Source organism: Streptomyces rectiviolaceus (assembly GCF_039533825.1).
GTDB classification, from domain to species: Bacteria; Actinomycetota; Actinomycetes; order Streptomycetales; family Streptomycetaceae; genus Streptomyces; species Streptomyces rectiviolaceus.
Map to the genome: position 1 here is coordinate 1 of NZ_BAAAUG010000017.1, position 13832 is coordinate 13832.

12 protein-coding genes are annotated in these 13832 nt (G+C 73.0%); 4 read left to right on the forward strand and 8 right to left on the reverse strand.

Annotation, left to right across the window (positions count from 1 at the left end; translation table 11 throughout):
• The 3 genes from ABD378_RS03670 to ABD378_RS03680 all read right to left on the reverse strand — a co-directional run.
• Window positions 1-1155 (reverse strand): ATP-binding protein (locus ABD378_RS03670; protein ID WP_344518869.1); only part of this gene is annotated, 1155 nt, incomplete at its 3' end.
• A gap of 39 nt (window positions 1156-1194) precedes the next feature.
• On the reverse strand, window positions 1195-1857 hold the full coding sequence (locus ABD378_RS03675) for a response regulator (RefSeq protein ID WP_344518871.1): 663 nt from the start codon (window positions 1855-1857) through the stop codon (window positions 1195-1197).
• Window positions 1854-2981 carry a sensor histidine kinase gene (locus ABD378_RS03680; RefSeq protein WP_344518872.1) on the reverse strand — a complete coding sequence of 376 codons (1128 nt, stop codon included), beginning with the start codon at window positions 2979-2981 and terminating at the stop codon, window positions 1854-1856. The genes ABD378_RS03675 and ABD378_RS03680 overlap by 4 nt, the downstream gene beginning before the upstream one ends.
• Before the next feature lie 253 nt (window positions 2982-3234).
• On the opposite strand from ABD378_RS03680, the gene ABD378_RS03685 reads away from it, so the two are divergent.
• Window positions 3235-3597, forward strand: coding sequence for a DUF6223 family protein (locus ABD378_RS03685; protein ID WP_344518873.1), 363 nt, complete (start codon window positions 3235-3237; stop codon window positions 3595-3597).
• Between the two features lie 63 nt (window positions 3598-3660).
• On the opposite strand, the gene ABD378_RS03690 is transcribed toward ABD378_RS03685, so the two are convergent.
• Both ABD378_RS03690 and ABD378_RS03695 read right to left on the reverse strand, forming a co-directional pair.
• A complete protein-coding gene (locus ABD378_RS03690) occupies window positions 3661-4608 on the reverse strand; it encodes an NADP-dependent oxidoreductase (RefSeq protein WP_344518874.1) in 948 nt (315 codons plus the stop codon).
• Window positions 4605-5588, reverse strand: coding sequence for a zinc-binding dehydrogenase (locus ABD378_RS03695; RefSeq protein ID WP_344518876.1), 984 nt, complete (start codon window positions 5586-5588; stop codon window positions 4605-4607). The genes ABD378_RS03690 and ABD378_RS03695 overlap by 4 nt, the downstream gene beginning before the upstream one ends.
• 310 nt (window positions 5589-5898) lie before the next feature.
• Here ABD378_RS03695 and ABD378_RS03700 point away from each other — a divergent pair, with 310 nt between their 5' ends.
• Window positions 5899-7347, forward strand: a complete 1449-nt coding sequence (locus ABD378_RS03700) for an MFS transporter (protein ID WP_344518878.1) — start codon at window positions 5899-5901, stop codon at window positions 7345-7347.
• A gap of 259 nt (window positions 7348-7606) precedes the next feature.
• On the opposite strand, the gene ABD378_RS03705 is transcribed toward ABD378_RS03700, so the two are convergent.
• The 3 genes from ABD378_RS03705 to hmgA form a co-directional block, all read right to left on the reverse strand.
• Window positions 7607-8806 (reverse strand): type ISP restriction/modification enzyme, encoded by a 1200-nt coding sequence (locus tag ABD378_RS03705; RefSeq protein ID WP_344518879.1) that lies wholly within the window; start codon window positions 8804-8806, stop codon window positions 7607-7609.
• Window positions 8807-8821: 15 nt separating this feature from the next.
• A complete protein-coding gene (locus ABD378_RS03710) occupies window positions 8822-9571 on the reverse strand; it encodes a GntR family transcriptional regulator (protein WP_344518880.1) in 750 nt (249 codons plus the stop codon).
• A gap of 63 nt (window positions 9572-9634) precedes the next feature.
• Window positions 9635-10981: a homogentisate 1,2-dioxygenase gene (hmgA, locus tag ABD378_RS03715; RefSeq protein ID WP_344518953.1), complete on the reverse strand. Its 1347-nt coding sequence runs from the start codon at window positions 10979-10981 to the stop codon at window positions 9635-9637.
• A gap of 157 nt (window positions 10982-11138) precedes the next feature.
• On the opposite strand from hmgA, the gene ABD378_RS03720 reads away from it, so the two are divergent.
• Window positions 11139-11717 carry a TetR/AcrR family transcriptional regulator gene (locus ABD378_RS03720; RefSeq protein ID WP_344518881.1) on the forward strand — a complete coding sequence of 193 codons (579 nt, stop codon included), beginning with the start codon at window positions 11139-11141 and terminating at the stop codon, window positions 11715-11717.
• A 113-nt stretch (window positions 11718-11830) separates the two neighbouring features.
• On the forward strand, window positions 11831-13832 hold a 2002-nt coding region (locus ABD378_RS03725), incomplete at its 3' end, for a molybdopterin-dependent oxidoreductase (RefSeq protein ID WP_425583812.1).

Consider the following 13832-nt stretch of genomic DNA (forward strand, 5'->3'; position numbering starts at 1 on the left):
GGCCGCGTAGCCGCCGCGAGCCCTGGCGTGCTCGGCGGTCTGCTCCAGGATGCCCGCGACGTACTCGTCGGGCTCCGTGGTCGCGGCCGCCAGATGCCAGGCGCGGCGGTCGATGTTGCCCACGCAGGGCAGGGCGTCGGCCAGTGCGCGGTGGGCGGCGATGCGGTCGCCGACCGGGGCGCTCTGGTAGGCGGCGGCGCGGATCAGGGGGTGCCGGAAGGCGAGGCGCCCGCCGTCCAGACTGAGCAGCTCCTTGCGCTCGGCGGGCTCCAGGTCGGTGACGGTGGCGCCGAGCTTGCCCGCCGCGGTCACCGTCACGGTCAGATCGCCGGTGCCTTCCGCCGCCGCGACCACGAGCAGCGACCGGGTGGCCCGGGGCAGCGCGGAGATCCGGTCCGCGAAGGTCCGCAGGAGGCGGGAGTGGCTGGGCAGCGAGCTCAAGTGGTAGCCGTAGGCGGGTATGTGGCCCTCGCGCTGGGCCGCGGGCAGCTCCCGCAGGGCGAGCGGGTTGCCGCCCGACTCGCCGCGGATCTGCTCGCGTACGTAGCGGGGCAGATCGCCCGCGTGTTCGGCGAGGAGCTCGCCCGCGGCCTCGTCGTCGATCCCGGTGAGCCGCAGCTCGGGCAGGCCCTGGGCGGGGAAGGGCGGTGCGTGCGTGTCGCGGGCCGCGAACACCATGACGACGCCTTCGGCGGCGAGGCGCCGCGCGGCGAAGAGGAGTGCGTCCGCGGAGGCCGGGTCGAGCCATTGGGCGTCGTCGACGAGGCAGAGGAGGGAGCCCTCCTCGGCGAGGTCCGCCAGGAGCGTCAGCACGGCGAGGCCGATGAGGAAGCGGTCGGCCCGCGCGCTCGGCGCGAGACCGAGCGCGGCGCGCAACGCCTTGGCCTGCGGTTCCGGCAGGTCGTCGATCCGGTCGGTCACGCGGTGCAGGAGCAAGTGCAGTCCGGCGAAGGGGAGTTCGCCCTCGGCCTCGACGCCGGTTGCCCGGAGCAGGCGCATGCGGTGGCTCGTGGCCTGCACGGCGGCGTGGTCGAGCAGCCCGGACTTGCCGATGCCTGCCTCCCCCCGTACGACGAGGGCGGCGCTGTGGCCCTGCCGGGCCCGGGCCAGCAGTCCGTCAAGCCGAGCGGTTTCGCTGCCGCGTCCGTAGAGCATGCCTTGACCCTAACGGGCGGGTCACCCGGCCGGTGGACGTCAGGAATCGCGCGGGACGACCAGGCCGGACTCGTAGGCGAGGATCACGAGTTGGGCGCGGTCGCGGGCGTGCAGCTTGGTCATGGCCCGGTTCACGTGGGTCTTCGCGGTCAGCGGGCTGATCACCATGCGGTCGGCGATCTGGTCGTTGGACAGGCCCTGGGCGACCAGCGCGACCGCCTCGCGTTCGCGGCCCGTCAGCTCCTCCAGTCCGGCGCCGACGTCGGCGGGGAGCGGCTGGGAGACGTACCGGTCGATCAGTTTGCGGGTGATGGACGGCGCGAGCAGGGCGTCACCGCGCGCGGCGACACGTACGGCGTGCAGCAGGTCTTCCGGCACGATGTCCTTCACCAGGAATCCGGCGGCGCCGGCGCGCAGCCCGTCCAGGACGTACTCGTCCATCCCGTAGTTGGTCAGGATGACCACGCGCACCCCGGCCAGGGCCGGGTCCACGGCGATCCGCCGGGTGGCCTCGATGCCGTCGACGACAGGCATCTGGATGTCGATCAGAACGACGTCGGGCAGGTGCTGCCTGACGAGCGCAAGCCCCTCCTCGCCGTCACCGGCCTCGGCCACCACCTCGATGTCGTCCTCGAGGTCGAGGAGCGCGCGGAACCCGCTGCGGATGAGCGGCTGGTCGTCGACCAGCAGGACGCGGATCACGACGCCCGCTCAACGGGCAGCTCGGCCCGGACGGTGAAGCCGCGCTCGCCGCGCGCCTCGGCGCGCAGCCTGCCGCCGAGGTCCGTGACGCGTTCGCGCATGCCGAGCAGCCCCAGGCCGGGCGTCGGCGCCTTCCGCGGGGTGGCCTCGCCGTCGTCGTCGACTTGGACGGCAAGCGAGTCGGCCCGGTAGTCGATGCGGACCGACGCGGTCGTGGCGGAGGCGTGCCGGGCGGTGTTGGTCAGCGCCTCCTGGACGATCCGGTAGGCGGTGCGGCCCACCGCGGCCGGCACGTCGGACCGCTGTCCTTCTATCGTCAGCGTGGTCTCAAGGCCGGTCCGGCCCGCCCGCTCCACCAGCTCCGGGATGTGATCGAGCCCGCGGGGCGGGGCGGTGTCGTCGTCGCGCAGCGCTTCCAGGGTGGCGCGCAGTTCCCGGGTGGCCTCACGGCCGGCCTCCTGGATCGCCAGCAGGGCCTGCGGCACCGATTCGCCCCGCCTGCGGGCCACATGGACGGCGACCTCGGACTGCACCTTGATGATCGAGATCTGGTGGGTGAGCGAATCGTGCAACTCCCGCGCGATGTGCAGCCGTTCCTCGTCCGCACGCCGCCGCGCGGTCTCCTCCCGGGTGCGCTCGGCCTCGTCCGCCCGCCGCTCGGCCTGCCGCACCGCCTCCCCCGCGGCGAACGCGGCGATCAACCAGGCGATCTCGAGGACGTGCCGGGCCTGCGCCAACGCCTCGCCCACAGGCCCCTCGTGGAAGATCAGGGCAGTGAGGAGAAGAACGGCCGGCAGGGTCACGGACACCGCCACGGTGACGGCGCGGTGCCCGGCCCGCACCGCGCCGTACACCGCGACCAGGTACGAGACGGCGAGCACATCGAAACCGGCCGCCTCGTAACCCACCGCGCACAGGGCGGTGACGGCAAGGACGACCAGCGGAGCCCGCCTGCGCGCGGCCAACGCCAGGCCGCCGGCCGCCAGCAGCGCATGGCCGAGCAGGTCGGGATCCGTGTCGGGGTGTTCCCCTGACACCCCGCTGCCCAGCAGCAGCGCTGTGACGCCGAGGGCGATCGTCCAGTCTCTGACGCCGGCCGGGACACGAAACCGTCCTTTGTCCATGCGCGCACCCTAGCCGGATGCCCGCCGCGGACGAGTCCCGCTCGTGGACGAGCGGGCGCCTACCACGCCCGCGGTATCCGCGCCGCGCCTGCCGCGGTCGCAGTAGTCGCCCTGCGGCATCGGCGGCAGCACAGAGTGTCTGCGCACGGGGGACGACCGGCGGTGCGGTCGGCAGACATGCTCAAGTCGCATCGCAACTTCGCAACTTCGCAACCTCGCGACTTGAAACGCGACACGAGAGATGGAGAGTGGCATGAGGGCGACAACTGAAGCCTTGGTGGTGGCCGCCGAGGGCGGAATCATCGGCGACGGCCGGACCGGGGCCAATCTGGCCCTCGGTGTGGCGCTGGTCGGCCTGGCCATCGGCTGGCTGGCCCTGCCCCGCGCCGTCGGCCGCGTCCGCATCGGCAACGCACGCACCGGAGCCATGTCGGCCTTGGCGCTGGGGCTGGCGGGCACGGGCCTCGCGGTGCTCCACCTGGCCACCTCCAGTGGTGGTCCCGGTACCGGCAACGGGCTCGTCGGAGCCATCGCGGCCATCCCGTTGGGGCTGATCGCCATGGCCCTCGGGGGCCGGGCCCTGACCCGTTCCCGCCGCACCGCGCCGATCGGCTGACCGCGGCGACCGCAGTGAGCACAGCGACCGAAGCGACCGCGGCGCGAGCGCGGCGGGACACGGTCAGGGGGCCGCGAGGCCCGTCAGGACCACCTTGCCCCGCCCATGCCCCCGCTCCACCTCCCGCTGCGCGTCCGCCGCCCGCTCCAGCGCGTACCGGGCACGGATGTGCACCCGCAGCGTGCCCTTCGCGTACAGGCCGGTCATCTCCGCGAGGCGGGACGCCGTTCTCGTGCCGGTGAGTTCGGGCAGGCCCAGGCGGCGGGCCTCCTCCGTGGCGACCATCGTGATGACCCGGTCGGGGTGCTTGGCCACCGCCGCCGACGTGCGCAGCGCTTGTGCCCCCGCGCCGTCGAGCGCCGCGTCCACGCCCTCCGGCGCGATCGCGCGCACCCGCTCCTCCAGGCCTTCGCCGTACGTCACCGGGATCGCGCCCAGTGACCGCAGATGGCCGTGATGGGGCTCGCTCGCCGTGCCGATGACCGTCGTCGCACCCCAGGCCCTCGCCAACTGCACGGCCAGCGTGCCGAGTCCGCCCGCCGCCGCGTTGATCAGGACGGTGTCGCCGGGGCCCACCCGCATCGCGCTCAGCGCCATGTGGGCGCCTTGCGCGTTCCCCGAGAAGCCGCCCGCCACCGCCCACTCCATCTCGTCCGGCTTGGCGACCAGATTCTCTTCCGGGACCACGACGTACTGCGCGTACGAACCGAGGAGGGAGAACCCCAGCACCGGGTCGCCGGGGCCGAAGCCCGTGACCCCGGAGCCGAGCACGTCCACCGTCCCCGCGAACTCATTGCCCGGCACGACGGGGAACACCGCCCCCGGCGGCCTGATCACGCCTTCCCGCAGCCCGATGTCGAACGGCATCACACCGGCCGCCCGTATCCGCACACGGACCTCGCCGGGCCCGGGCTCGGGGACCGGCAGATCCACCGGGCGCAGCACATCCGCAGGGCCGTGGGCCGAGAACGCGGCGGCGCGCATCGTCGTTGAAGCAGGTCGTGTGGTCATGGCTTCAGGACCACCTTGCCGACCGTCTCCCGCCCCAGCAGCGCCGCATGCGCCGCCCCCGCGTCCCGCAGCGGGAACGTCGTCACCGCAGGTACGAGCGTGCCGCGCGCCGCCTCCTCCAGTGCCCGCTCCTGGAGGCCTCGCAGGCCCCCGGGAACGCGTGCGATCCGCGGACCCAGGGCGTACGTCGCCGTCAGGAGCTTGCTCTGGAGGTCCTTGGTGCCCAGCTCCGTGGGCGCGCCCGACGACCAGCCGTACATCACGAACCGGCCGCCGAAGCCCAGGAGTTCGAGCGCGGCGCGCCCCGCGTCGCCGCCCACGCTGTCGAAGGCGACGCTCACCTCGCGGCCCCCCAGCGCCGCGCGCACCTGCTCCGCCCAGTCGGGCTCGTCGTAGTCGACGGCCACGTCCGCGCCCATGTCCCGCACCCGCGCGGTCTTCTCCGGGCCGCCCGCCGCGCCCACCACGGTCACGCCCGCGTTCCGCGCGGCCTGCACGAGGAGCGTGCCGATACCGCCCGCGGCGGCCGTCACCAGGGCCACGTCGTCCGGTTCGAGCGCGGCGACATGCAGGATGCCCAACGCCATCCGGCCGGTGCCGACCATGGCGACAGCGGCCTCGTACGAGAGCGTGTCGGGCAGCGGGAACAGGGCGTCCGTCTCGCGCACGGCCAGCTCCGCGTAGCCCGCGTTGACCAGGCCCAGATGCGTCACCACCCGCCGGCCGAGCCACTCCTTGTCCACTCCCTCGCCCAGCGCGTCGACGACACCTGCCACCTCTCGGCCCGGCGTCATCGGCAACTCGGGGATCGGGAAGGGGAGTTCGTCCGCGGCTCCCTTCTGGAGCGCGGTGTCGAGGAGGTGGACGCCCGCGGCCTCGACGGCGACACGGACCTGGCCGGGGCCCGGCACGGGGTCCGAGACCTCCTCGTACCGCAGGTTCTCGGGCCCGCCGAAGGCGTGCAGTCGGATCGCTCGCATGGTCAACTCCCTTTCGTCGCACGAGGATGAGGGGCGCGCATGGCTACGCCGTGTAGGCGCGGGCCGCCTTGCCGTCGCGGACGGTCGGCGCGAAGCGGCCCTCGCGGGTGCTGCCGACGACGTGCCGACACCGAGAAAGCTAGGGAGCGACCGAGGCTCGGGGCCTCTGTCGTGCGACCGGGATCATGACGGGGCGATGACCGGGTACCGACCGGGGTGGTGACCGGGGTGCGGGCACCCGGTCATTCCCGGTCATTCCCAGTCGTACGACAGAGGCGGCGCACAGGCCCCTGTTCCTAGCGTCGACCCCATGACGCACGCGACCTGTGACACCACGCCCCCCGCCGAGACCGCCCTCACGAAGACCCGCTGGACGCCGGTCGCCGTCATGGCCCTCGCCATGCTGATGGTCACCCTGGAGCTGAGCCTCTCCTCCGTGACGCTGCCCGCGATCGGCGCCGACCTCGACGTCGGAACCTCCGCGACCCAGTGGGTCCTCCTCGCCTACGCCCTGCCGACGGCGGCCCTGGCGATCCCCGCCGGGCGGTGGACGGACCGGGTCGACCTCCGTGCCGTGTTCCTCTTCTCCGTCCCCGCGATCGGGCTCACCAGCATCCTCGCGGCCGCCGCGCCGAACCTCCCCGTGCTGCTCGCCGCCCGTGTCCTGCAGGGCGTCGCGGGCGCCCTGGCCGTGGCGGTCTACCTGCCGGTGGTCGCCGCGGTCGTACGGCCCGAGCAGCGGGGCCGCGCGATGGGCTACATCGCCACGATCATGCCGATCGGTTCGATGGGCGGCTCGTCCCTCGGCGGCTTCGTCGCGGACGCGTACGGCTGGCGGCCGGTGATGCTGATGAAGATCCCGGTCCTGATCGTGGTGATCTGGCTGGGCGCGCGCTACATCCCCTCCACCGGCGGCGGGCTCACCCGGCCCGACCGGTCCCTGGTGGGCGACGGCCTGGTCCTGGGCGGCTCGGTGACCGCGCTCTTGGTGGCCTTCGACCGGATCGAGGCCCAACAGCCGATCGTGGCCGCGCTGTTCGGGTTCTCCGCTGCCGCGCTCGCGCTGTGGTGGACGCGGCTGCGCTCGGCGCGCCCGGTGATCGGGCTCCTGCGGCGCAGGGCCATCGGCCTTCCGGTCCTCTCGCTCCTGCTGACCGGCACGTTCGTGGGGCTCTCCTACTTCCTGCTGCCGTTCTACGTAGCCGACGTCCTGCACGGGAGCGCCGCCATGACCGGCCTCGCGATGGTCTTCTTCATCGGCGCCGTGGCCCTCTGCTCGCCGCTCAGCGGTCAGCTCGCCGACCGGTTGCCCGGCAGGTTCCTGGGGGCGGCGGGGCTGCTCCTGGTCATCGGCGGCCTGTTGAGCATGCTGACGCTCGGTCCCGGTGCCGGGCTGCTCGACATCGGCTGGCGGCTCGCCCTGATCGGCGTGGGGCAGGCACTGTTCGGCACGCCGGTGAACGCCTCGATCCTGGCCGCCGCACCGCCCGACCTGGTGGGCACAAGCGGCGGCGTCGGCAACACCTTCCGCACCCTCGGCTTCACCATCGGCCCCGCCATCGCGGCGCTCGCGTACGGCCTGGCCGGCGGGGGCGCCCCCGGCTTCCGAACCGGAATCGCCACACTCGCCCTGCTACAGGCCGCCGGCCTGGTGGCACTGCTCGGCTCAGGCGGAGCGCCCCAAAGGGGCGCGGGGAACGGCGCGCTCAGCCGAGACGGAGCCGCGGAATGGCGACGGCCTACTCCGGCGGGGCGCTAGGGCGCATGAGCCACGGTTCGGGCGAAGTGCCCCAAAGGGGCGCGGGGAACGGCGCGCTCAGCCACGACGGAGCCGCGGAAAGGCGACGGCCCACCCCAGCGGAGCGCTAGGGCGCGCGGTCGGGTGAGCCGCGGGCCGGGCGAAGCGCCCCGAAGGGGCGCGGGGAACGGCGCGCTCGGCCACGACGGAGCCGCAGAATGGCGACGGCCCACCCCAGCGGAGCGCCACCTCACCGGACCGGAGGACGGGGTCACCCGGCTCAGAGGAGGGCGAACTGGCCGCCGGGGCCCTCCTCGTGGTGATCGAGCACCGATGCGGGGCGCCGCGCGGCATCCGGCACGGGAAGCACCCCCGCACGACGCAGCGCCGCCGCCGTGACGCGGGAGCCGATCCCCGCCGTCAACTCCACCCGCAGCGGCCGGAGTTCCGCGAGAAGCGCCAGCACCGTGATCAGCTCCAGCAACTCGGACGTCCACGCCTGCGGCCACTCCACGGGACGGATCGCCTCCAGGGAGCCCGCCTCACCGGCGGCCATGCGCCGCTCGAACCACAGCTCCAGGACCCGCACCCCGCTCACCTCGAAGTCCCACGCCTCCCGCGGCACGGGCGAGATGCGGCCCGCGTCCACGCACAGGGCCTCCTCGTCGGCGTCGTACGAGACCTCCGCGGGGCGGGCGGGGAGCGGTGCCCGCACGTAAGGCCGCCGCCCGCCGGGAAGCTTCGGCCGCGCACCGTCACCGCGTGCCTCCAGCGCCAGCAGACGGCGCCCCAGCTCCGTGCCCCGCGCCCAGACCCCCGCGTCGGATGTCAGCGGCACCCGGCATCCCGTCGGCGAAGCCTCGGCCACGGCCAGCGTCCAGGCCAGCAGGTCCCCGGCGGCGATGTCTTCGCCGAGCGCCGCGGAGAGATGGGCCAGCAGCCCCGGCGCCACATTGGGTTCGAGTCCGCCGGGGCGGCGGAACAGCGGACGGATCCGCCCCGGCCGCCCGGCGGGGGAGCGGCCGTCAGGCAGCACGGCGGAGGCAAGGACCGCGGGCCCCGATGAGCCGGTGACGTACCCCTGCTCGACGAGGAAGAGCTGCCCCTCGCCCGCGACCCGCCACAGCTCCGGGCGCGCGGCGTCGATGAGCCGGTGGTCCGGGATCAGCCACTGCTCGTCGAAGGGGCCGTGCAGCACGCGCACCGGATCGGGGCAGGGGCCCGACTCGGCGGCCAGCGGAACCGTCGAGCCCTGGTGGCCCGGAAGTTGGGCGACCGCGGTGTGCAGGGTGCGTGTGCGCGAAGGGGAGAGCAGCGCCTCGCGCTCCGCCGTGTCCGCCCGCACGAACGCGGCCCAACGGGCTCTGAGGGATGCGGCGTCCGGTCCCATCGGCCACCCACGGCCCGGCCGGAGCGGTGCGACGGACCACGGCATCAGGTCGGCGAGCAGCGCCGCTTCGTCGTGCGTCACGCCCGGCATCGTACGTCGAGACCCTTACGTCGCGTCGAGGGTGACCGTGAACGAGAAGCGGTCGCCGCGGTAGTGGATGCGGGCCACGTCCAGGGCGCGGCCGTCCTTGTCGTAGGTGATGCCGGTGTAGTGCAGGATCGGGCTGAGCAGCGGCACTTCGAGGAGGCGGGCCGTCTCCGGGTCGGCCAGCGTGGCCTCGACGGTGTCGGTGATGCGGCTGATGCTGACACCCACGACATCGCGCAGGACCTTCGTCATGGGCCAGCGCGCCAGGTCGTCGAGGTCGACGCGCTCGGCGAGCTCGGGGCGGATGAAGTTATGGGCGTGATTGGTCGGTTCGCCCGTCTTCTCGTCGCTGCGAAGCCGGTGGTAGGTCGCCACCTCGGTCAGATCCGGGAAGTGCTCGGCGAGTTCACCGGAGACCGGAGCCGTGCCGTGCGCGAGCAGCTGGGTGCTCATGCCCGACTGCTGGGCCACGATCGCGTCGACCGAGCCGAGCAGCCGGACCGGGGAGCCGCGCCGGGCGCTGGGCTCGATGAAGGTGCCGCGCCGCCGGTGCCGGGTGATCAGGCCCTCGTCCTCGAGCTCCTTGAGCGCCTGCCGCATGGTCAGGACGCTCACGCCGTAGTGCCCCGCCAGCTGCTCCTCGGTGGGCAGCCGGAGCGGGGCATCGGGCGTGCGGCCGAGTATCGAGGCGCGCAGGGACTGCGACACCTGATACCAGAGCGGCAGTTTGCGATTCAGGACGATCGAGTCCGGGGCGAAAGCGGTCACGGTCTCTCCGAATCAGTCCGCATCGGCTTCGAAACGGGGCCAGTCACCAGATCGGTCACGGGATCAGTTTCGAAAATGGCGCTCCAGACCCTCCCACACATCGTCGTATCCGCGCTGCAGATGGGAGGCCTGAGCTGCCTGTTCGGTGGCCGTCACCGGCCAGCGTGTCTCGAACATGAAGGCAAGACCGTCGTCGATCTTCTGCGGCTTCAGCTCGGCGGCCGACGCCTTCTCGAAGGTGTCGCGGTCGGGGCCGTGCGCCGACATCATGTTGTGCAGCGAGCCGCCGCCGGGCACGAAGCCCTCCGCCTTCGCGTCGTACGCGCCCTCGATCAGGCCCATGTACTCGCTCATCACGTTCCGGTGGAAGTACGGCGGCCGGAAGGTGTCCTCGCCGACCAGCCAGCGCGGCGCGAAGACCACGAAGTCGACGCCCGCCAGGCCCGGCGTATCGGACGGCGAGGTGAGCACCGTGAAGATCGACGGGTCCGGGTGGTCGTAGCTGATGGTGCCGAGGACATTGAAGGTACGCAGGTCGTACACGTACGGGACGTGGTTGCCGTGCCAGGCGACGACGTCGAGCGGCGAGTGGTCGTAGGTGGCCTGCCACAGGTTGCCGCAGAACTTGTTCACGACCTCCACCGGCCGCTCGTCGTCCTCGTACGCGGCGACGGGAGCCCTGAAGTCCCGTGCGTTGGCAAGGCCGTTCGCGCCGATCGGACCCAGGTCGGGGAGCTGGAAGGCCGCCCCGTAGTTCTCGCACACATACCCGCGGGCGCTCTCGTCGAGCAGCTCCACGCGAAAGCGCACCCCGCGCGGGATCAGCGCCACCTCGCCCGGCTCGGCGCGCAGCAGCCCGAACTCGGTGCGAAGCAGCAGGCCGCCCTGCTCGGGTACGAGGAGGAGTTCGCCGTCCGCGTCGCTGAACACCCGGTCCGTCATGGAGGAGTTGGCGTGGTAGAGGTGCACGGCCATGCCGGTGCGCTGGGTGGCGTCTCCGTTGCCGCCCAGGGTCCACAGGCCCGCGAGGAAGTCCGTGCCGGGGGCGGGCTCGGGGAGCGGGTTCCAGCGCAGCCGGTTGGGGTCGGGGACCTGCGTGAACGGCGCCGTGCGGAGCGCGCCGTTGTCGACGCGGGTGAACGCCGGGTGCGCGGCCGACGGACGGATGCGGTAGAGCCACGAGCGGCGGTTGTGCGCGCGGGGCTCGGTGAAGGCGGTGCCGCTCAGCTGCTCCGCGTAAAGCCCCAGGGGTGCGCGCTGGGGCGAGTTGCGGCCGTGCGGCAGGGCGCCGGGCACCGCTTCGGAGCTGTGTTCGTTGCCGAAGCCGGAGAGGTACGTCAGTGCCTCCGCCGTCTTGCGGGCGCCGTTCGCGTCCGCACGCCTTGCGCCACTGTTGTGTTCCCGGCTCATCATCGCTCCCTCGTCAACGATTCCTATGGGACACCGTAGGATTCACATTTTCCTTCCGCAAGGGGGATCCATGGATGTGAACAATGCTCTACTCTCCCGGGGATGCCCCGCCGTGATCAGCACAAGCCCCCGCCCCCCCCCGAAAACCCTGCGCCGCGTGCCCGTGCAGGAGCGCAGCGCCGAGCGTCTGACCCGCATCCTCGACGCCTGCGCCGACGTCCTTGACGAGGTCGGCTACGAAGGTCTGAGCACCCGCGCCGTCGCCACCCGCGCGGGTGTTCCCATCGGCTCGGTCTACCGCTTCTTCGGCAACAAGCGGGCCATGGCCGACGCCCTGGCCCACCGCAATCTCGACGCGTACGGAGAGTGCGTGGCGGCGCGCATGGCCGGGGTGCGGCGCGGAGACTGGCGCGGCGCCGTCGACGCGGCCTTCGACGAGTACCTCGCGATGAAGCGCACGGTCCCCGGCTTCGGCCTGGTCGACTTCGGCATCCCCTCGGCCCCCGACGCGATGCCCGACGCCAATTCGGACGTCGCCGAGCGGGTGGCGGGGCTGCTCGCCGCCCACCTCGACCGGCCGCTGGACAAGAAGTTGCGCCGCACGGTGCTCGTCGGCGTCGAAGCGGTCGACGCCGTACTTCAACTCGCCTTCCGCGCCCATCCGTCGGGCGATCCGGACCTGATCGACGAGACGCGGGCCCTGCTGCACTCCTACTTCGCGGGCTCGCTGGACTGAACCGGGGTTCGCGGATTCGCGACCTCACCCCCGCCGGGGCCTGACGTCATGCATACCGGTCGGTATGGTGAGAGCGCACGTGCGCCGTCGCCGCCGCCCCTGGAGGGTCCTCCATGCCCAGCACCGCCCTGCGTATCTGCCCCCTCTGCGAAGCCACCTGCGGGCTCACGCTCACCATCGAAGGGCCCCCTGACGGCGCCGACGGCGCGCGCGTGACCGGTGCGCGCGGGGACCGGGACGATGTGTTCAGCCACGGCTTCATCTGCCCCAAAGGCGCCTCCTTCGGAGAGGCCGACTCCGACCCCGACCGCCTGAAGGGCCCCCTCGTACGCAAGGACGGCGTACTCCGAGAGGCGAGCTGGGACGAGGCGTTCGACGCCGTCGCCGCAGGGCTGCGCCCCCTGATCGAGCAGTACGGTCCGCAGGCGGTCGGCGTGGTGCTCGGCAACCCGAACGTGCACACCATGGCGGGCGGCCTCTATCCGCCCGTCCTGCTGAGCTCCATCGGCACCCGCAACGTCTTCACCGCGAGCACCGTCGACCAGATGCCCAAGCACGTCTCCAGCGGGCTCCTCTTCGGCGACGCGTTCGCCATCCCCGTGCCCGACCTGGACCGCACCGACCATCTGCTCCTGCTCGGCGCCAACCCCCTGGACTCCAACGGGAGCCTGTGCACCGCGCCCGACTTCCCCGGCAAGCTGAAGGCGCTGCGCGCGCGGGGCGGCACGCTCACCGTCGTCGACCCGCGCCGCACCCGCACCGCGAAGCTCGCCGACCGGCACCTCGCGATCCGGCCCGGCACGGACGCGCTGCTGCTCGCGGCCATGGTCCAGGTCCTCTTCGAGGAGAAGCTCACCGCCCTCGGGGCGCTCGAAGAGCAGGTGGAGGGCGTCGAGGACGTACGGGATGCCGTACGCCCCTTCACCCCCGACGCCGTCTCCGCGGCCTGCGACGTGCCCGCCGACACCGTCCGCGCCCTCGCCCGCGAGCTGGCGGCGGCGCCCACCGCCGCCGTCTACGCCCGGGTGGGCGCGAGCACCGTCGCGTACGGGACGCTCACCAACTGGCTCGTCGACGTCCTGAACGTCCTGACCGGCAACCTCGACCGGCCCGGTGGCGCCCTGTTCCCGCTCTCGGCCACCGACCGCGCGCCCCGCCCGGCGGGACCCGGCAAGGGATTCGCGCTCGGCCGCTGGCACAGCCGCGTGAGCAGGCACCCGGAAGCCAAGGGTGAACTGCCGATCGCCGCGCTCGCCGAAGAGATCGACACCCCCGGCGACGGCGCGATCCGCGCGGTCGTCGCCATCGCGGCCAATCCCGTCCTCTCGGCGCCCGACGGCGACCGCCTCGACAAGGCCCTGGCCTCACTCGACTTCATGGTGAGCGTCGACCCGTATCTGAACGAGACCTCCTGCCACGCCCACGTGGTCCTGCCGCCGCCCCCGCCCTCCCAGAGCGCGCACTTCGACTTCGCCTTCAACGGATTCGCCGTGCACAACCAGGTCCGCTACACCCGCGCCGCGCTGCCCCTCGCGGACGGCAGGATGGCGGAGACCGAAATCCTGGCGCGGCTCGTGCTCGCCGCGAGCGGCATGCACGGCGCCGATCCGGCAGCCGTCGACGCGATGGTCGTCGACAGGACCCTGGGCAAGGCCGTCACCGAGCCGCACTCGGCCGCGTACGGCCGTGACCCCAAGGAACTCGCCGCCCTGCTCACCGGCGACAGCGGTCCCGAGCGGCGGCTCGACCTGATGCTGCGGCTCGGCCCCTACGGCGACGGATTCGGCGTACGCGAGGACGGCCTGACCCTGGAGCGGGTCCTCGCCCACCCCCACGGCATCGACCTCGGACCGCTGGACTCCCGCCTCCCGCAGGTGCTCAAGACGCGCAGCGGACGCGTGGAGCTCCTCCCGGGCCCGATCGCGGGCGACCTGCCGCGCCTCACGAACGCGCTGCGTGCCACCCCGGACGAGCTCGTCCTCGTAGGGCGCCGCCATCTGCGCTCCAACAACAGCTGGATGCACAACGTGCGCACCCTCACCGGCGGCTCCAACCGCTGCACCCTGCACGTCCACCCCGAGGACGCGGCCCGCATCGGCCTCGAGAACGGCGGGG